The following is a 20,033-nucleotide window of genomic DNA, read 5'->3' on the forward strand; positions in this document are numbered from 1 at the left end:
CTGTTGCTGTTGCTGTTGCTGTTGCTGTTGCTGTTGCTGTTGCTGTTGCTGTTGCTGTTGCTGTTGCTGTTGCTGTTTTAGCTTTTCTTCTACAACCGATAGGTTTTTCTTCGCGGCTTCAAAGTTAGGCTTTTCCTCTAGCAGCTTTTTATACAAATCAGCCGCATCTTCTAATTGACCATTTTGAGCGAGCGAGTTGGCGAGGTTATAGCGGCCGTTAAGGGAGGCATCATGAGAAAATGCTTCGATAGCGGCTTCGTAGTCACCTTTTTGATAACTGGCGGCTCCTTTCCAGCTTGGGTTTGTAAATAGGTTTTGCGCCTGTTCATACTCACCTTGCTTGTAGAGTTCCGCTCCTTGTTGGTCGGCATTTAAGAACGGATTAGCTTCTGCATGCGGTGTCCACGTTACTGGGACTACAGTCGCAACTACCATCCAAATCAGGCCGCGCCGAAACAGTAAAGCCGCAGGAAGAAGTAACAACGGCAGTAACCAAAAGCCACTGTTGAGACGAGAATCAGTTTTAACTTCTTCGCTTTGGGTCGCAGAAAGCTGGCTACCAATGTTATTGGTAAAGGCCGCGATGTTTTCAACATCACGGTTGGTGTGTTGAATAGGAACAAATAGGCCACCAGTCTTATTCGCTAGCGTTTGTAGATTTTTCAGATTTGTTTTCGCTACGACGGTTGTGCCTTGTGCAGTTTTTAGCAGAGAGCCATCGGGCAGCGCGATAGGCGCACCGTTAGGAGTCCCGACGGCAAGAACAGAAATGCGAAACTTTGTACCTTGGACTAAATCTAACGCGCGAGACAGCTCTGACATATCAAGATCATCCGCTAACACGATGATATCGCCTTGTTGCGTGCCGGCTTGAGAAAACTGATTGATCGCCAGTTCAATCGCGGCAGGCAGGTTTGCCCCTTGAAAAGGCATCAGCTCTGGTGACAAATTTTCGATAATGCCAGCAAGCGTACTGGAATCAGTTGTCAGTGGACTTAAGTTATAGGCATCGCCAGCGTAAGCAATAAGTCCAGTGGCTCCCTCTTTCCATTTAGGCAGCAAATCGAGCGCCTTATAACGTGTTTGTGCTAGCCGATTGGGTTTGATGTCTGTAGCAAACATAGAGCGAGACATATCAAGCACCAAGATACGATTTTGGTTTAACTCAAAGCTTGGTCGAGCGTTAGACTGCCAGCTTGGCCCCGCTAATGAAATGCAAGTTATTGCCCAAGCTAAACCCCATAGAGTGAAGTAATGCTTAGACTGCGTGTTTTGTCCGAGCATCCGCGCTAGGTGAGGGGCAATCAGTGTGGACTTTTGGGCTCTAAATTTGTGATTAAGCAAGAGTGCGATAGGGAGCACGATGAGCCCCAAAAGCCAATAAGGATTGAGGAAAATAAACTCAGCCATGTTTTCTCCTTAATAGGAATAACAATACCGATAATACAAATGCAGCGCTTAATGGATATGGAAACCATTCAGACTGTGGGCGCCAAGTTTGTGTGTCGCTAGATACGGGTTCTAGCTGGTTGATGGTGTCATAAATCTTTTCGAGCTCTTCTGTATCTCGCGCTCGAAAATATTGTCCACCTGTCACCTCTGCCACTTTAGTCAGTGTTTGTTCATCTAAGTCGGCTGCGGTGTTGACTTTGCGAGTCATGAAAAACTCTTTCACCATCATTTCACCAGCGCCCACGCCCACGGTGTAAATAGTGGCGTTGTATTTTTTCGCAATTTTCGCTGCTTCTAGCGGCTCGAGCACCCCTGCAGTATTGCTGCCGTCACTGAGCAAAATCATGACTCGTTGGGGAGCATCACTGTCTACAAAGGTTTTTGTGCCTAAACCAATACCATCACCAATGGCGGTTCGTTGACCAACCAAACCGATGACGGTTTGATTAATCTGTTGCATGACGCTTTTTCGGTCTGCAGTGAGTGGTGTTTGCAAATAAGCATGGTCGCCAAACAAAACAACTCCGAGACGGTCACCTTTTCTCTTTGCTACGAAATCAGACAGAACTTTTTTGACTGCTGTGAGGCGATCGATATATTCGCCGTTGAGTTCCATGTCTTCCTGCTGCATCGAACCGGACAGATCGACGACTAACATCAAGTCCCGATATTTGGGTTGGAATTCAACGGGATCACCAAACCAAACTGGACGCGCACAAGCGACGACAAGAAGGCCCCAGATCGCGATTGAAAGTGCTTTTTGCAGCGCTTGCTTAGGCTTGCTGCGATTCTCATTGGTTGGTAAGTACGCCAATTTGATCTCGGCTTGTTGAGATTCTTGTGGCAGGAACTTGTATACCAGCCAGGGGATGGGCAACAAAAACAGTGCCCACCACCAGACAAATTCAATGTTTAGCCATTGGGCAAGATCGGTTATGAGTGTTTGCTCAGTCACGGTTATTTGCCTTTTTCTTTGGTGGTAAAGCGTAGGTTATCCAAAAGACACAATCGTCTACCAAGCTTTGATGCTGCCCTTGGGAAGAATTCTGATACAACGCTTCTTGCCACTGATGTTGTTTGTCTACGAATCGACTTTCTTTGGTATGGCTATCGAGAAATTCATACCAAGCGATTCCGGTTAATGGTGCGATCTCTTCACGCGGAAAGTAACTCAATGCTGCCTGGCGCAATATTTCCATAGCAGAGGAGGGGGTATGAGGCGCGGTAGGTTGAGTTAAAAGTGTTAATGCTGTCTTTTTTGCGCGTAAGTGTTTTTTACGCCATCTCACATAAAGACAAATGCCGAAAACGAACAGCAAGGTTGCTGCAAGCACCACCCACCATCCCCAAGCGAGCGGAAACCAATCCGGTGCGTTTGGCAAAATCAAAGGTTCAAGGTCTAGGCTTTGGTTGTTTGTTGTCATTATTATTACTGCTTAATAAATACTGCTTGTCAGTTTGTTAGCTTAATTGTGAAATTAAGGGCCAGCCACTTGATAGCGTGTTAAATGGAATTGCTATTGAATGGCATTGCTGCTTAATGGTTTCTTGATGTTGGGTAAAATGGCTTTCGAGTTCTCTTCGTTGTCCTTTAGAGCCAAAGTTAAACCATTGACTATGCTGCCCATCCGAAGCTTTCACTTGACCTCTAAAGTCTGTTTCGCCTCTTTCTAACGGATCATAAAACTGAACAGCCCTTACGCTATTGTGTTGTTTGAGTCGACGTAGTTGTGCCAGTTCCGTTGGTGTTACGTGGGCAAAGTCACTGAGCATAACCAATTCGCTGCCTTTTGGGGTGAGCGTATGAAGTGTCTCCAATACTTGTGTATACGGCAGTGTACGAGTGTCGTTGCTTGCAGTACGAGTTACTTGCGCATTATGTATGTCGACTATGGCGTTAAGAATCCGCAGCCCTTGTCTTTGTAAAGAAGAGGGGCGAAATTCAAGACATTGATGTCCGTCATCAATCACTGCGCCGATGCGATCTTTTTTAGCTAGAGTTAGCCAAATTAGAACACTGGCAAAGTGGGCCAATTGAACGGATTTGAGTACATACTTAGATCCAAAATGTAGACTAGAACTTAGATCAAGATAAAGAATGACCGCTTGCTCTTTATCTTCTGCAAACAACTTCGTATGTGCTTTACCGGTCCTAGCGGTGACTCGCCAATCAATGCTGCGAATATCGTCGCCAGGTTGATATTGGCGCACCTCCATAAAATCCATACCTCGCCCTTTTTGGCGACTGGTATGGTTACCACTCATCTGCGACCAGAGACTCTGTGCTGGTGGTAACCAACGTACAGATTGAGTGCGATATTGGAGCAGCTCTTCAAGGGTTAATGTCACCCCATTCGCATGAGGTGGTAATGAATGTGTAGCGGACATATCACTCACTCGTTTATGCACTGCCAACAAGGTTTAGCAGTTTATCGATGACCTGGTTTGCCGTAATGCCTTCAGCTTGAGCGTGGTAACTCAATAATAAACGGTGGCGCAGTACCGGATAAGCCATGGTTTGAACATCTTCCGGAGAGACAAAATCACGACCAGCAAGCCAAGCGTGCGCACGTGCACAGCGATCAAGAGCGATGGTAGCACGCGGACTCACACCCATTGACAACCACTTGTCCAACTCAGTGTCATATTTGTTGGCTTGACGTGTCGCCATAACTAAACGGACGATGTACTGCTCTATCGTTTCCGCCATATGAATATCCAACACTTCTTTACGTGCGGTGAATATATCTTGTTGGCTTAACATTGGGCGTTCAACCTTTGCTTCGCCTTTTGCTTCTCCGCGGTTAATACGCAAGATAGATAGCTCATGCTCCGCATCTGGGTATTCCACTTCTAAATGCAATAAAAAGCGGTCTAGCTGCGCTTCAGGAAGGGGGTAGGTCCCTTCTTGCTCTATCGGGTTTTGAGTTGCCATAACCAAAAACAACTCTGGCAGCGGGTAGGTATGACGACCTGCTGTGACTTGTTTCTCTGCCATTGCTTCAAGCATTGCCGCTTGTACTTTGGCTGGCGCACGGTTTATCTCATCCGCAAGAATAAGCGAGTTGAAGATAGGACCTGATTGGAAAGTGAATTCTCCGGTTTCGGGACGGAAGATATCGGTGCCGGTTAAATCGGCTGGCAGCAAATCAGGGGTGAACTGAATGCGGTGGAAGTCGCCTTCAACACAGTCTGAGAGTGATTTTACTGCACGGGTTTTTGCTAACCCAGGAGGGCCTTCAACTAAAATATGCCCATCCGCAAGAAGCGCAACAAGCAGTTGCTTTACCAGATCTTGCTGTCCGATGATCTGCGACTCTAAGTATTGCTGAAGAGTTTCGAAGTTAGATTTATGCATGCTTTGGACTCTCGGTATCCATATGATTTTCGTGTTGAGTATTGGTCATTTTCCATGTGAAAAAAGTTCCAACGCTCTATTGCAATTTATCTTTTCAATATTGGGACGCTACAGAGAATTGCAAGTACGTGCTATCTCTGAAAGTGCTTATTTGACAGTGTGTTACATTTATTTTTCATAATATAATGAGAAATGCCTCTAGTTTTGTACATATGAGCCGATAAAGATTCCGTGGTGTGCGTGTCATGAGATATGCACCTGATTCCCCTTGTGGGGCCAATAACAAGTGATTCTTTTAAAAGGTCCGAATATGTTGAAACTTCATTCCTTGAGCATCAAACAGAAGGTTGTACTTGGCATTACGTTTGCTGTTCTAGCATCAACAATCATTGTTGGTGTTATGGCTCAGCGTCATGCGAGAGATGTATTGAGCCATCGTCTTATTGACATCGAGCTACCTGCGATGTTGCAGCAAATCAATACCGAAATTGACCGCGAAGTTGTCGAAATGCAACAAGCGGCAAAACAGCTGGCTACAAACGAATTTATTGTTGAAGCCCTATCTAATACAGACCGTGATCCGTCAGTAGAAGTTCAGTTGGTTCAGCAGCTCAATAACGTTAAATCACAGTATGGTCTTAATGATGCGTCGGTAGCGAATCGTCAAACGGCATATTACTGGAATCAAAACGGATTCTTACGTCAACTTAACCGAACGCAAGATGCTTGGTTCTTTGGATTTACGTCGTCTGGTCAAGAAACGTCCGTGAGTGTGTTCCAAGAGGCAAATGGCGAAGTGAAAATGTTTGCCAATTTCCAAGATATTAATGGTACATCAATGTCAGGTCTCTCTAAATCTATGGGAGATATGGTTGCTTTGCTCAATGGGTTTAAAATTGAAGATACGGGTTACGTGTTCCTCACTAATGAACAAGGCCAGATTCAAATACACCGCCAACAAGGTAAGAACCAAACTTCTATCACTAAACTATTTGGTAGTGACGCAAGTGCGCTGTTGAACAAAAATAGCTTCAACCTAATTAATGTGGAGTTTGAAGGGCAGGATACTTTTGTTTCTAGTTTGTATGTTCCTTCAATGAACTGGTTTGTTATTGGCGTGGTTCCCGTTGATGAAGTATTCGCTGACCTGAATGCGACAGCTAAAAAAATGCTGTTTACGACCATCATTGTTGCCGTTGTATTCATCCTCATGGGCGTATGGTTAGCAAACAGCATTACGAAACCAATCCGACTGATTGCCGATCGTTTTACCGACCTTGGGCAAGGTGAAGGCGATTTGGCGCAGCGTATTGAAATTAAGGGTAATGATGAAATTGCTCAGCTTTCAAAAGGCTTTAATGGATTTATTGAGAAGATTCATGCCACGATGAAAGAGGTTGCTTTAACCAGTGGCTCATTAAGTCAAGCGGCAGAAAGTGTGTCAACGAAAGCAACATCCACACACGACAACAGCCAAGAGCAGCGTGATCAAACCATTCAAGTAGTTGCAGCTATCAACCAAATGGGTGCGACCATCAGTGAAATTGCATCGAACGCTGCTACCGCTGCTGATACGGCAAATCAGGCTTCAGATAACACTCAAACTGGTCGAGAAGTTGTGATGAAAGCAAAAGAGGTGATCAGCCGCCTAGCCGATGATGTTGAAACAACCAATATTGTTGTTACGCAGTTGGCATCGACAACCAAAGATATTGGCTCGATTCTGGGTGTAATTCGTGACATCTCTGAGCAAACGAATTTACTTGCGCTAAACGCTGCAATTGAGGCTGCTCGTGCTGGTGAGCAGGGACGTGGTTTTGCGGTTGTTGCTGATGAGGTAAGAAACCTAGCTTCACGCACGGCTGATTCTACAGAAGAGATTCAGCGCATGATCAATCAGCTTCAAAGTGACGCACAAGACGCGGTAAGTGCTATGGAAGCGGGCAAAGCGGTCACCATAGAAGGGGTTACTTCTACCGATGAAGCAGTCGAGGTATTAATCAGTATTTCTGAACGAATCACCGACATCTCTGATCGTAATACACAGGTTGCAACGGCGACGGAAGAGCAATCCACGGTGGTGCATACCATTAATCAAAATATCGAAGAAATCAACGCGATAAATGAAATGACAACCGCGACAGCAGAAGAGTTGGCGGATGCAAGTCGCGATCTTCAAGCGCTCTCTTCTCGTTTGGACAAGATGGTTGGTAGCTTCAAGTTATAGAGTTGGATAGAATAGGCGAAGTTTAAAAGTTCAATCATTAATTTTAGGTAAGTACTATGAATGACTTCGAAAAAGAACTAGAGCAAATTTCTCAAGAAACCGCTCAGGAGCCAGAAGTAAAACTGCCGTCGCTAGAAGAGCAAAAAGCGATCGTCGCTGAGCTGAAAAAGCTGGAAGCGGAAGGTAAGCTGACGCCAGAAGTGTTAGAACAACACTTTGGTAAGTTTAACCAAAAAAACGCAGTTCCAATCCACTAAGTTAGGTGGTGTTTTGCCTCTAACGTGCGTGATTAAATCACCTGCTCAAACACAAAAAGGGAGTTTATACTCCCTTTTTTAATGTCTGAAAAATGCTAATACCTCTCACATACTTGCCACTTAAAAATTATTGACACTTCAATGAGTTATTAATTAGTACTAGTGATTTTCATACTTGACAATACTACCGCTCTATCTAAATCTATTGCGTATTTCAATAAAAACGACCAAGGGAATGCGATCAGGATGGAGCAGCAAAAAAAAAGAAACGTTATTTTAATCACGGAGGGAAGTCTACAGTCATCTCTGTTGAAAGATGTATTGGAGACCAAACTCGGTATTAGTGTTGCTCTAATCACGCCAGATAATCTGATTCACGGAGTGTTACATGAGTCTCTTGCATCAGCCATTATTGTTGATTGCAGCGTGATCACGGATGAAATTTTTCGCCGTTATGCGGAGTTTAAAGCGGCCAAGCAGAAAGACACGCTTGAAATCTTAATTAATTGTGAGCAATCCATATCGACAGAAGATCTCTTTGCTTGGCGTACTTTGGCCGGTATTTTCTATACCTCTGATGATATAAAAACGTTGCAAGTTGGTATTGGTAAGGTGCTTCAAGGAGATATGTGGTTCAGCCGTAAGTTTTCTCAGCAGTACATTACTTACCTTCGTCGACATTGCAAACCTATAAATAAGAATGTTTCCGCTATTCTGACCAAACGAGAGCAACAAATAATTACCTTTCTTTCCATGGGGGCGTCCAATCAACAAATCGCCGAACAATTATTTGTCAGCGAGAATACGGTAAAAACGCATTTACATAATATTTTCAAGAAGATTGATGTGAAAAATAGAGTTCAAGCACTTATTTGGGCAAAGGAAAATATTTCAGACAACTCGTTAACGGTGTAATGCTATTGCAATATTAGGTTGCCTAATTTAGTAAACTCTTAATAATTTCTGTGACCTGAATGTGTTAAAAGTGTTTCTTTTATGAGAAACACTTTTTTTGATTCTCTTTTTAATAACTTTAGAATTTAAAAAAGTAGCAAATAACTTTACTCTGTGAACTAGCACTTACATATCAAACTAAGTGCTGACGATTAACTACTAATTTAAGAATGTTAAGTCACTGAAAGTATGAGAAACATTATGGAACAGTATATGGAAAAGCCTGAAATCCTAATGCTCACTCAACAAAGTTTACAGAGTGAAAACTTTAAGGAAATGCTTTCTAAAAATACAGAAACTAAAATAACGATCATTGATACTAAAAACCCTAGCTATCATGAACTCATTCCGGAACGCTACTTTTTGCTTGTTGATTTTTCAGTTGAGATTCCTTCCGAAACTTTAGTTTATTTAAAAGATAGTAATAAAGTGCTAGGAACCATAATGCTTAATCTAGGTTATGACTTAGACACAGAAGAACTCGCTTCTTGGCCTCATGTAAAAGGTATATTTGGTCCAGGAGATTCAATGGACAAGGTTTGTCAGGGATTAAAAGCAATAATAAAAGGGGATAACTGGCTGTCTCGAAGATTACTTGATCAGCTAGTAAATTATTATCGAGGTAGAGAAGCAAATAACATTATCGAACCTGCTATTGAGGTTGAGCTTACTCGGCGTGAAGTTCAGGTTTTAAAAATGTTGAAAGAAGGTGGTTCAAATATGGAAATCGCTGATTCTTTATTTATCAGCGAGCATACTATTAAATCACATCTATACAATATTTTTAGAAAGTTAGAAGTAAAGAACCGTACGCAAGCTACAAGTTGGGCTAAGAGAAACCTGTAGTACTAGTATTAACTTGCTGTAATAAAAAGAAAATACTCTATAAAGTACTAAATTTTATATTTATTATTAAAATGTCAGTCTGAAATATCATCCCATATTCAAACTTATTCCTATTCAGTTGACTATTAGACTTCTCATGTCGTGACGAATCTAGTCAGACGTGGAACAGAAGGTCTATTCAATTAATAAGCTAAGAGGGAATAAAAATGAGCGCAAGTGACAATGACACGTATTTAGGCGATGCAGGTGTAAATAACCAATTTGCTGATTTCGATGGCGGCGATGATTTGTTTATCGGTTTTGGTGGTAATGACTCGTTTGTTGGCGGTGGCGGTAATGATTATGTGATCGGCGGCGACGGCGATGATCGCCTAACTGGTGGTGCTGGAGATGACATCCTTAGGGCTGGTACAGGAAACGACTACCTCGGCGGTGGTACCGGTAATGACTTGCTGTTGGGTTTGCTGGGCGACAATAAATTAAATGGTGGTGTCGGTGAAGATATTCTTGTTGCTGGTTCTGGTGACAACGTTTTAGTTGGCGGCAGCAATGGCGATAAGTTTGTGTTCACGGATAAGTTTGGTGGCCATGGCGAAGCCAAAGTTGTTGACTTCACCATTGGTGAAGACTCTTTGCACATCATTAGCGACTCTGTCACTGATTTTGGTGATTTAAGCTTTAGCTACGATGCGGTTGGGAATGCAGTGTTTACCGATGGGGCTGATCTAACAGTGAAACTTATTGGCGTGACTGAAACTGACATCAATACCTATGGTGCTGATCTGTTCGTAATCTAAACGACTGAAAATAACTCTGGATGGGAATTAGTTTGCGTGGCTCTGCCATGCAGAGGTGAACTAATCGGACACTCTAGAGCGATTTGAGGTTACCTTAAGCTAGGCGCTAGTATTTCTGGCGCCTACAATTTTCACGTTAAACGGAAGTAGTCGTGCAAAAAACGGTTTTCAAAGAAGTGAAACAAAAACTATGCACGCTTGCGGGCTTGCTGATCGTTTTTAGCCTTTTTATCAACTTATTGGTTCTCTCGATTCCGCTGTACATGCTTCAAGTGTACAACCGGGTGATATCCTCCTACTCAACCGATACTTTATTCTTGCTCACTGTCATCGTAATTGTCGCGCTGTTAACCATGTCCATCATCGACATTGCACGAGCACAAATGAGTAAATCTTTTGGTTATTGGATGGACACAAAACTCTCCGCTTTCATGCTCAAGCGCACGATTCAATATCAATCACATACCGGGAAGAGTTATACCTCGCAAACTCTGAGAGACATTCAGAACATCAAAAGCTTTTTGAGCAGTCAAGCACCTTATCCACTGTTGGATGCGCCCTGGACACCGCTGTTTATTTTATTTGTGTATTTATTGCACCCGATACTAGGTCACATCGCGTTACTTGGATCTATCGTATTGTTTAGCCTAGGTCTACTTAATGAGCTAATGACGCGTAAAACAATGCAAGAGAGCGAAGTCAGAGCGATTTCTCATATCAACAACGCAGAATTAGCCACGCAAAACTCCAATTCAATTCTCGCAATGGGGATGATGAATGCATTTTTAGAGAAGTGGCAGTCGCGCGTGAGCGAAGTGAATGTGCTTGAAGAGCGAGTTGCAGGTAAGTCTATCTACATGGCTAACTTTTCTAAGTTTGTGCGTGGCTCATTACAGATATTTTTACTGGGAGGTGGTGCATGGTTAGTTATCCAACATGAGATAACGGCGGGGGCGATGATCGCGAGCTCCATATTAATGAGTCGGGCATTATCGCCGATGGAGCAGGCGATAGGCACGTGGCGAAGCGCGATGTCTGCTAAAGGCGCCTATAAAAGGTTGAAAGAAATCGATGCGATCGTGCGCCAAGATGAATCAGATATGCCACTGCCTAAACCAAAAGGACACTATGAGCTTTCCGGACTGGCCTATCGCCATCCTGGAGCAACTGAACCAGTGCTCTCATCGCTCAGCTTATCGATTCCTCCGGGTGTTGCTGTTGGGGTGATTGGCCCTTCTGGTACGGGTAAATCGACGTTTGCTCGGCTGCTATTAGGTACGGTTAAGCCGTTAGCGGGTAAAGTGACTCTTGATGGTATGGAAGTCTCCGTATGGGCATCTGAAGATCGCGGCGTACATTTTGGGTATCTCGCTCAAGAGGTGGAGTTATTTCCTGGCACAATTCGAGAGAACATCGCACGCTTTAAAGAAGAAGACCCCGCTAAAGTCATCAAGGCGGCGCAACTAGCAGGATGTCATGAATTAATACTCAAGAAAAACAAAGGCTATGATTGCATTATTGGTGAAAATGGCCGTGGTTTATCTGGGGGGGAAAGGCAGAGAATCGCTCTTGCAAGAGCCGTTTATGGCGACCCATCTATTGTGATTTTCGATGAAGCGAATGCCAACCTCGATGGTGAGGGAGAGGCTGCTTATCAACGTTTGATTGCCCATTTAAAAGCACAGAGTACAACGATTATCGTCATTGCCCACAATCCGAGTACGTTGCGACAAATGGATAGGCTGTTGTATTTGGCTGACGGCCGAGTCAAGTTATACGGCGCTAAAGATGAAGTATTAAAACGTTTGATGGGCGAAGAAAGAACAGATATCCCAAGGGTAAGAAATGAGCAATCAACTGCCAACCGTTAATCAGAGTTCTACTGAGATCGTATATCGTTTTAGCCCCAAAGCGAGACTAAGCTTTCGAAAACCAATTTTACTCGGTGTGGTGACCTTAAGTGTTTTTCTTGGAGGTCTTGGCTACTGGGCTGTAACAGCCAAATTAGAAAGTGCAGCGATTGCTTATGGTGATTTGTCAGTTCTCACTAAGCGACAAGAAATTCAGCATTTAGAAGGCGGTATTATTGAAAAGCTATATGTACAGGAAGGGGATTTAGTCGAAAAAGGTCAGTTATTAATTCAACTTTCTAAGCGTCAAGCTATGGCTAAGTTGGACTCGTTAAGTGGTCGTTTTATCCATACTCTAGCAAAGGAAAACCGTTTAAGTGCGGAGCTTGATGAGCTTCCAACGATTGTATGGTCTGATGATCTTGAAAGCATTCCCCGTGTCGATATCGTACAAGAAGCACAACTGGTTCAAAACAAGATCTTTGAAGCGAGAAAGCGATTCTTTGATAGTAAACTGAGTATCATTGAGCAGAGTATTTCTGGAGCAAATTTAGAGCTTGAAAACCTTCAGCAAACCAAAGTGATTGAGACGGAACGGCTCAACTTTATTGCTGAAGAAATAGACAGCAACCAAGCCTTGGTGCAAAAAGGTTTCTCGGGAAAATCTACTTTACTTCAACTCAAGCGCTTAGCAGCGGAGGTGAGAAGTACCTTAAGCCAGTTAGATAGGCAGTCGCTCACCGTTAGAAAAAGGTTAGATGAGAACCTAGCGCAAATTGAAGAGTTGAAGCTTGAAAGGCTGAATGAGATTGTCGAGGAACTACGAAATACCAAAACGGAAATTGTCGCAATTCGGGAAGAATATCGCTCCGCTCAAGATATTGTCGCAAGAACAACGATCAACGCACCTATTTCTGGTCGCGTAGTCAACATGCAAGTGTTTACCGAAAAAGGTGTGATTGGCTCGGGTGAAACGTTACTAGAACTGGTCCCGCAAGACGATAAGTTGTTAGTCGAGGCTCGTGTTAATCCTCAGGATATTGATTTAGTGAATCCAGGCCAGCAAGCGCATGTTCGTCTGACCGCTCTGAATGCACGGACGTTGGCACCTTTAGACGGTACTGTGCTGACGATTTCTGCCGATAAGCTCTCGCAAGAAAACCAAGAAGATTTTTATCTCGCTAGAATTGCAATTTCACCGGAAGACGTGACAAAACATCGTTTAACCTCAGGCATGAATGCCGAAGTGCTGATTTTATCTGAGCCACGAACGCCATTGAGCTACCTAATAAAGCCAATTACGGAAAGCATGAATCGCGCCTTTAGAGAGGAGTAATTTCAAAAAGACTTGAGTGAGCACGGACAACAGACAAAATAATTTGTTATCGTTAGCTGTTACTGGGCCGTATTTTTATTCGAGGGAGCCGTGGAATGGAGAAAGTGCAGTTAGTTGTCGATTTTCTTCTCACTCATAAATTGATTTTTACCGCACTGATCTTTGCGATTATGTGGTTAATTCGTCGTGCAATTTTATCGATGATTCGTGGTGATCACGCTTTTCTCTCAGAAGATCAGCGTAGTTGGATGTCCAGAACTAAAAATGGCACCTTTGCTGTTACATTACTGATTTTATTTATTTTATGGCAATCAGAAATTAACGAGTTTGCTCTGAGTGTAACGGCGATTGCCGTTGCCATTGTAGTGGCATCCAAAGAAATCATTTTGTGTTTTACGGGTTCGATTCAAAGAGCAAGTTCGCGTTCTTTTCGCGTTGGAGACTGGATTGAGGTCGGAAAGTTGTGTGGTGAAGTGATTGAGCACAATATGATGGCGACGGTGATTCAAGAGATCGACCTGCATCATGGGCAATATCATTACACCGGCAAAACAGCGACATTGCCTAATAGTATGTTCTTTACCTATCCAGTAAAGAACCTCAACTTCATGAAGCGGTACGTTTACCACAACTTTTCTGTAGTGGTGAAAGACTTCGTCAATTTGTATCCACTGTTACCGATTTTAACTGATAAAATTGAAGAACATTGCAGTTACTTTGCTGATGTTGCACATCGTTACAATGCGATGATTGAAAAACATGCCGGTGTTGACCTTCCTGGTTCTGAGCCACATATGCATATTTCTAGCAACATTAATGGTGAACAAATTCTGCACGTGATGATTTTCTGCCCAACCGATAAAGCGAACCACTTAGAGCACTTAATTCGTAAGGACTTTATGGAACTTTATGAGCAGCGTTTTCCTGTAGTGCGAGAAGAATAGAGCATCGTACTTCGCCTTTAATTTCAAACCCCGCTATCAAAATAGCGGGGTTTGTTTTTCTTAGCGTATTTTTGGGCTGTAACAATATTCCCAACTTAGCTGAATTTACTCTTCAGCATTAAAAATAGGAAGTAAGTGCTGCCTATAATAGCGACCAACGTGCCAGCTGCGACCTGACTTGGATAAATAGCGATTTGTCCTAGCCAATCTGCCCACAACATTAGGGTTGCGCCAATTAAGGCACCGACACACAGTTGCTCTTTCACTTTTCTTGCTCCTAACATCATCGCCATATGGGGAGCGACCAAGCCAACAAAAGATATTGGACCAACTGTAGCCGTAGAAAAGGCGCATAACAAAGCAACGATGGTGAGCATAAGCGTATTGGCTACGGTAGGGTTAAGCCCTCGTGCATTTGAGAATTGTCGCCCGATGGAAATTAGTGTTAGCCAACGAGAAATCGAGAATACAGCGGCAAGCAGAACTATTATGGCCAAACATAACATCAGTGCGGTGTGGGCTGTGACTCGATAAATTGAACCAGTTAACCACAATAAAATTTTGTAACTGTCACCAGAACCTTGAGCTAGCGAAAATTGAACAAGAGCTTCTAGTAGTGCCGTTAGTGCGATGCCGGACAACACGAAGTTAGATGGATTAAAATGGCTTCGTTTACCGATAATCAGCAATAACATCAATACGGACATACTTCCGAAAAAAGCGATACCCCAGCTAAATGCGGAGAGAAGCGACCCAGCGATGACTCCTGTCGTTATAATGGCAAACGTGGCTCCGGAAGACACACCGAGAATATCGGGACTTGCCAGAGGGTTATAAACAATGCGTTGCAAAATGATTCCGGCAACGGATAGCGCAATACCGACAGAAAGTGCGGTTAACATTCGCGGCCAACGCAATTGCCATTGGAACTCACCTGGCACAGACCATTGAATTCCGTTTATACCATGGGTAACGAATGAGTAAGCTAGAATCCCAACCAGACTGAATAGCGCAATGCTGCATACCGCGCGTTTAGAAAGCGCCGTTTTTCCTTGGCTCATTGAAAGGTTAAGTTGATCGGTTGCCGTCAGCTTTTTACGAGTAAACCAAATTAAAGCGGGAGCGCCAATAGCTGCAGCCGCTACACCGCTAGGAATGGTTTCCTCTAACCATAAGCTCAGCGAAATAGCGGCAGAGTCTGTGATGATTAGTAGCATTGCGCCCAAAAGCATGCTGCTGATCAATTCGTCGCGCGGTGTTCTTGCCCCCATCGCTCTGGCAATATTGGGTGTCAGTAATCCGATGAAGCTGATAATGCCAACTGCGGTGATTGAGGCAGATACCAGCCAAATACCCATCACCATTAACGCACCAAACGCGGGTAATACCGCTAAGCCTCGGGCTGCTGCGCCTTCTTGTCCTAGTTTCATTAAGGTCAGAATACGTGGTGCGACGATCAAAATTACGATTGCGATAGCGCAGCGAGGCAATAACCACTCAAACCAATCCCAGCTGTATTGAGAAAGATCTCCGGCTCCCCACATAAAAATATTCTGTGCGAACTGGGCGTTTAAAATAATAATGGCTGTGGCGATAGAACCGAGCAAGATATTGATCACCATCCCCGAAACGACCAGCGGCAAACCTGTCATGTTACGCACACCTGCAATTGATACGATCAGGCCAAACGCCACTAAAGCCCCCACCATTGCGGCTAATGCAGAGTAATCGGCTACCCAATCGACGAACCAAATATTTACCACGACTAATGCAAGCCAAGCACCAGAAGAGGTGCCAAGAGTCAACGGCGAGGTGAGGTTATTCTGCGTTAATTGCTGCATTAAGCTGCCGGTGAGACCAAGCATGGCACCAACAAGCAGGGTCATACTTAACCTAGGAAGCTGCGCTTGCGTAAAGAATACATCACGAAACTCGGTTGCTACCTCTGGTTTTGTTAATAATTGCCATTGTTCGAAAAGTGATAAATTAGTATCAATTTGTAGGCTAAAGACGCTAAGTAACGTAATCAGCGCCAGATAACCAATATAATGTTTCGTTCTCATTGTTCTGGTGCCAACTCTATTAGACTGTCGGTAATCGCTTCAGCGGTGTATTGCAAAGACATGGCACCGCCATACGCCCACACTGCTCTGACTGAATTTACCCGCTGCTTTTTCACAAACGGCATCGCTTGCCAAAGTGGCGACTCTTTCAGTTTTCGTTCTTCTGGGAAAGGCTGTACGTAGAGAACGTAGCTGTTTTGAAGGCTCTGAAGCCGATTGATTCGATCTTGCTTTACTCCCCACGCACGTGGGTCCTCTTTAATTGGAGCCTGTAATCCCAGTTTTCTAACCACGTAGTCAGTGGTGGAGTTTTCGGTTGCAAGTAATACAGTATTCGGGGTTGAAAATCGCATCACAAGAACGCTGAGTGGAGCAGAGTAATAGTGGCGAATTCGCTGGCGCATCTGCGCAAATGAAGCATCTAATTCTGCCAGTTTCTGTTCAGCAAGTGCCTCTTTATTGAATAGCTTGCTGAGCGTACGAAAGTGACGAATGGCCGTTTCAGCTGCGGCCTCATTTTCAGAAAAATTAGGTAAATAGATTACCGGAGCAATTTGTTTGAGTAACGGAATCAAGTCTTGCTGTGGAGACGCAGCAAGGATGACATCTGGTTTCAAACTGGCTATTTTTTCTAAGTTGGGCTCTGCTCGGGTTCCAATATCTTCAATTGACTCTGGTGCAGTTGGATTGACGACCCATTGGCGGTAGCCTGGTAAATTTGGGGCTGCGATTGGTTCTACGTTTAGCGCCAAAACTTGTTCTAAGATGTCCCAGTTTAAGGCAACAACGCGTTGTGGCGCGTGCTCAAAACTATGCTCACCATATTCATCGGTAACGGTGATGACTGCATGTGCATTGGTCATAAAAAATGCGAGGAGAAAAGCAGATTGTGTAACCACGGTAAGTAAACGAGCCATTATGCGCATACAACAGCCACCTTTTGGCTCGCTAATGTGTTAGCCGGGCTTGGGTGCTCAATCAGCTTAATTGGTGACTCATATAGTTTAGAAAGGCGTGCCTCGTCTAACAACATGTCGGCGTTGCCTTCGAAGGCAATTTTACCTTTTTTGAGCGCAACAATGTGGGTGGCGTAGCGCAGTGCTAAGTTCAGATCGTGCAGGATCACGATAATGCCTACATTCTCGGTTCGATTCAGTTCTGCCAGCAGCGCCATTAGTTGAAACTGATGGTGAACATCGAGCGCCGAGGTTGGCTCATCGAGAATTAAAATTGGCGATTGTTGAGCCAGTAGCATAGACACCCAAGCACGTTGGCGCTCACCGCCCGATAAGTCATCCGCCAAAGCTTGAGCAAAAGGTGTAACCCCTGTTCGTTCCATAGCCTGCGTGATGATCTGTTTGTCTTCGGTTTTCCAACGACCAAGTGCCCCACGCCACGGAAAGCGACCTAAGCGCACTAGCTCTTCGACCGTTAAACCAGCTGAAGAGGGCAGCTTTTGTGGCAAATAGGCGATCTGTTTTGCCAACTCTTTGGTTTTAAGTGATGAAAGGGAAGTATCGTTTAGTGTTACCGTACCTTTATCTGGCGACATTTGACCAGAAAGCAGGTTCACCAGTGTCGACTTACCTGAACCGTTATGGCCTAAAACGACCGTTAGCTCATTTGTTGGGATGTTAAGTTGTTCGATGCCGAGGATCTGACGTCCACCTCGCACGATCTCAATATTAGACAGTTGAAACATGGATGGCTCTTAGGAGAAAACTCCCCTCAATAGAGGGGAGTAGAAGTACAATTACCAGCGGTAGTTTGCGTTTAGCATAACAGAGCGAGACTGGCCGTAGTAACACCAGTAATCGCAACCTGAAACAAACTCTTTATCTAGGATGTTGTTCACGTTTAGCTGTGCTTGCCACTGTGAAGTGATGTCGTAAGTGACTGACGCATCCCAAAGAGTGACTGAAGGAACCGTTAGGTTCGAGCTCTTAGGGTTATCTTTTGACTCACCTACGTAGCGCACACCAGTACCGATATTGAGGCCTGGAATCAGGCTGTAGGCGCTGTAGTCTACCCATGCAGAAGCTTGGTGCTCAGGAATAAGTGCGGCTTGTTTTTTACCTTGGCCAAAGCTCTCATCTGTTTTCGCTTTAGTGTAGGTGTAGCTTGCCATCAGTTTTAGATCGTCTGTTAGCTGCGCCGTGCTTTCTAGCTCAACACCTTGAGATGTCACTTCACCTGTTTGTGTCGCAATCCATGTTGATGGGTTAGTGACCAACGCGTTCTTTTGCGTGATGTCGAACCATGCAAGGTTGATAAAGCCACCCATAAAGCTTGGCTCATACTTTACACCCACTTCTACTTGCTCGCCTTCCAGCGGTTTGTAAAGTTCATTGGTTGCCGCATCAATAGTGCTGATCACTTCAAACGACTGAGAGTAGTTTGCGTAAGGTGACAGGCCATTGTTTGCAAGGTACATCACACCCGCACTTAGAGAGAGCTGACCATCATCACGAGATTCACTTTGATCAACGGTAGCGCCTTTGCCAGAGTTTTCTGTTTTCACCCAGTCGTAACGAGCACCGATGTTACCAATCCACTGTTCATGCAGTTTCAATTGGTATTGTGAATAGAGACTTGCTTGAGATTTCTCAATCTCACGTTTCACGTTGTTGGCAGGATCAAGAGGGGTGAAGTTGCCGTAAACTGGGTTCCACGGGTTGATAGTGCCAAATGCATAGTTGTCTTGCTCGTCGCCATCGGTTTTGTGGAATTGCAGATCCATACCGATAAGCACTGTGTGCTCTGCGTTGTCTGTCATCCAGTTGCCGACAGCATTGTTATCGAACGTGATGCTCTGGTTTTTTCCGTCACGGAATACGATGCCTTGCGTTAACTCTTCTTTCGCTGGATCGTTGTTTGAGAACGCGTAAGAGCTGCGCAAGTACAACTCATTCGAACCGTAGTTGAGGTTTTGCGAGAGTGACCACGTGTCATTGATGTCGTGCTCTAGTAAGTAACCCAGAGAAAACTGCGTGCGTTCGTATTTATCGTAGTTTGGTTGACCAAGGTTAGTCGAAGGATCGATTTTGCCAAAGTTAGAACCAATCAGAGTACCTGCTGCCGGGAAGAATGGGTTAGTTGGTACACCGTCATCATGAAGGTAAGTTGCCAAAACGGTCAGCATTGTACGGTCAGAAATGTCGAACTCGACACTTGGCGCTAGGTAGAAACGCTCGTTATTTGTGCTGTCCAGTTCACCGTCTTGGCTTGTCATCAAGCCAACCAAACGATAGCGCACAGTGCCTGCGTCGTTTGCTTCGTCAGCAATGTCAAAACCTACGGATTGGTGTTGGTTGTTGCCAACTTCGACTTTTACTTCGCCTTGAGGCGTAAACGTTGGTTTTTTCTGAACAGCATTCACGATACCGCCTGGTGCCGATTCACCAAACAGAATAGCCGATGGACCTTTAACGACTTCTACACTTTCTAGGCCGTAAGGTTCGACCAACCATGTGTAGTAACCATCGCGGAATAGGCGGTTGCCGTTTAGGTAAGTCGCTGCATCAAATCCACGAACTTTGAACCAATCAGTGTCGTTGTCTGCGCCATAAGGCTGAGCGGTTACACCAGACGTGTAGCGTAATGCTTCATCTAGCTTTTTCGGTGCACGAACACGAAGTTCATCTTCAGAAATGATAGATACGCTGCGCGGCGTTTCTGCTGCAGGGGTTTCTACTTTAAGTGCTTGCGCGGTGACCGTTATGGTCTCCATGGCAATCACGTCATCTTGTACGACGTCTTCTTGAGCTTGTGCTGTGAATGCAACCACTGCTGTAGGTGCTAAAGCACAAACCAACGCGTTGCGGATAGCGATGGTCAGTGAGTTATTCTTTTGCATAAATCTATTCCCGATAATTATGATTAACGCTAAGCTTAATTGTAATTATTATCATTTGAGCTTTTGTTTCGGTATTTTACTGACTTTTGTATC

The 20,033-nt window shown here is 44.4% G+C and carries 17 protein-coding genes; 8 read left to right on the top strand and 9 right to left on the bottom strand.

Going from position 1 to position 20,033, the window contains the following annotated elements; all coding sequences use genetic code 11:
• From R7O03_RS03320 to R7O03_RS03340, 5 genes are all read right to left on the bottom strand, one after another.
• Positions 1–1,410: VWA domain-containing protein (locus R7O03_RS03320; RefSeq protein ID WP_318131481.1), on the bottom strand; the 1,410-nt coding region annotated here is incomplete at its 3' end.
• Positions 1,403–2,407 (bottom strand): vWA domain-containing protein, encoded by a 1,005-nt coding sequence (locus tag R7O03_RS03325; protein WP_213967605.1) that lies wholly within the window; start codon positions 2,405–2,407, stop codon positions 1,403–1,405. The genes R7O03_RS03325 and R7O03_RS03320, both read right to left, overlap by 8 nt.
• On the bottom strand, positions 2,400–2,876 hold the full coding sequence (locus R7O03_RS03330; protein ID WP_262629584.1) for a DUF4381 domain-containing protein: 477 nt from the start codon (positions 2,874–2,876) through the stop codon (positions 2,400–2,402). The genes R7O03_RS03325 and R7O03_RS03330 overlap by 8 nt, the downstream gene beginning before the upstream one ends.
• A 37-nt stretch (positions 2,877–2,913) precedes the next feature.
• A complete protein-coding gene (locus tag R7O03_RS03335) occupies positions 2,914–3,840 on the bottom strand; it encodes a DUF58 domain-containing protein (protein ID WP_318131484.1) in 927 nt (308 codons plus the stop codon).
• A gap of 13 nt (positions 3,841–3,853) precedes the next feature.
• On the bottom strand, positions 3,854–4,810 hold the full coding sequence (locus tag R7O03_RS03340) for an AAA family ATPase (RefSeq protein ID WP_017635415.1): 957 nt from the start codon (positions 4,808–4,810) through the stop codon (positions 3,854–3,856).
• A gap of 310 nt (positions 4,811–5,120) precedes the next feature.
• Here R7O03_RS03340 and R7O03_RS03345 point away from each other — a divergent pair, with 310 nt between their 5' ends.
• The 8 genes from R7O03_RS03345 (at position 5,121) to R7O03_RS03380 (ending at position 14,021) form a co-directional block, all read left to right on the top strand.
• Positions 5,121–7,037, top strand: a complete 1,917-nt coding sequence (locus R7O03_RS03345) for a methyl-accepting chemotaxis protein (RefSeq protein ID WP_171342473.1) — start codon at positions 5,121–5,123, stop codon at positions 7,035–7,037.
• A gap of 56 nt (positions 7,038–7,093) precedes the next feature.
• The gene (locus tag R7O03_RS03350; RefSeq protein WP_005375165.1) at positions 7,094–7,294 is read left to right on the top strand and encodes a restriction endonuclease subunit S; all 201 of its coding nucleotides are present in this window, start codon (positions 7,094–7,096) and stop codon (positions 7,292–7,294) included.
• 246 nt (positions 7,295–7,540) lie between these two features.
• Positions 7,541–8,209 carry a LuxR C-terminal-related transcriptional regulator gene (locus R7O03_RS03355; protein ID WP_021707603.1) on the top strand — a complete coding sequence of 223 codons (669 nt, stop codon included), beginning with the start codon at positions 7,541–7,543 and terminating at the stop codon, positions 8,207–8,209.
• Between the two features lie 228 nt (positions 8,210–8,437).
• Complete coding sequence (locus tag R7O03_RS03360; RefSeq protein ID WP_005383910.1) at positions 8,438–9,094, top strand: LuxR C-terminal-related transcriptional regulator; 657 nt, start codon at positions 8,438–8,440, stop codon at positions 9,092–9,094.
• Positions 9,095–9,300: 206 nt separating this feature from the next.
• Positions 9,301–9,891 (top strand): calcium-binding protein, encoded by a 591-nt coding sequence (locus R7O03_RS03365; RefSeq protein ID WP_005375168.1) that lies wholly within the window; start codon positions 9,301–9,303, stop codon positions 9,889–9,891.
• A 152-nt stretch (positions 9,892–10,043) separates the two neighbouring features.
• Positions 10,044–11,762 (top strand): type I secretion system permease/ATPase, encoded by a 1,719-nt coding sequence (locus R7O03_RS03370; RefSeq protein WP_025768544.1) that lies wholly within the window; start codon positions 10,044–10,046, stop codon positions 11,760–11,762.
• On the top strand, positions 11,737–13,077 hold the full coding sequence (locus R7O03_RS03375; RefSeq protein ID WP_064376403.1) for an HlyD family type I secretion periplasmic adaptor subunit: 1,341 nt from the start codon (positions 11,737–11,739) through the stop codon (positions 13,075–13,077). Before R7O03_RS03370 ends, R7O03_RS03375 begins: the two co-directional genes overlap by 26 nt.
• Positions 13,078–13,172: 95 nt before the next feature.
• Positions 13,173–14,021 (top strand): mechanosensitive ion channel family protein, encoded by an 849-nt coding sequence (locus tag R7O03_RS03380; RefSeq protein ID WP_005375171.1) that lies wholly within the window; start codon positions 13,173–13,175, stop codon positions 14,019–14,021.
• Positions 14,022–14,116: 95 nt separating this feature from the next.
• Here R7O03_RS03380 and fhuB read toward each other — a convergent pair whose 3' ends face one another.
• The 4 genes from fhuB to R7O03_RS03400 are packed head-to-tail and all read right to left on the bottom strand — an operon-like array spanning position 14,117 to position 19,940.
• The gene (fhuB, locus tag R7O03_RS03385) at positions 14,117–16,084 is read right to left on the bottom strand and encodes a Fe(3+)-hydroxamate ABC transporter permease FhuB (protein ID WP_064376404.1); all 1,968 of its coding nucleotides are present in this window, start codon (positions 16,082–16,084) and stop codon (positions 14,117–14,119) included.
• Complete coding sequence (locus R7O03_RS03390; protein ID WP_318131486.1) at positions 16,081–17,010, bottom strand: iron-siderophore ABC transporter substrate-binding protein; 930 nt, start codon at positions 17,008–17,010, stop codon at positions 16,081–16,083. Before R7O03_RS03390 ends, fhuB begins: the two co-directional genes overlap by 4 nt.
• The gene (locus tag R7O03_RS03395; protein ID WP_005375174.1) at positions 17,001–17,786 is read right to left on the bottom strand and encodes an ABC transporter ATP-binding protein; all 786 of its coding nucleotides are present in this window, start codon (positions 17,784–17,786) and stop codon (positions 17,001–17,003) included. Before R7O03_RS03395 ends, R7O03_RS03390 begins: the two co-directional genes overlap by 10 nt.
• 51 nt (positions 17,787–17,837) lie before the next feature.
• Positions 17,838–19,940, bottom strand: a complete 2,103-nt coding sequence (locus tag R7O03_RS03400) for a TonB-dependent siderophore receptor (RefSeq protein WP_318131488.1) — start codon at positions 19,938–19,940, stop codon at positions 17,838–17,840.
• Positions 19,941–20,033 lie beyond the last annotated feature (93 nt).

It is taken from the genome of Vibrio sp. Vb2960 (assembly GCF_033337665.1).
Classification (GTDB): domain Bacteria; phylum Pseudomonadota; class Gammaproteobacteria; order Enterobacterales; family Vibrionaceae; genus Vibrio; species Vibrio alginolyticus.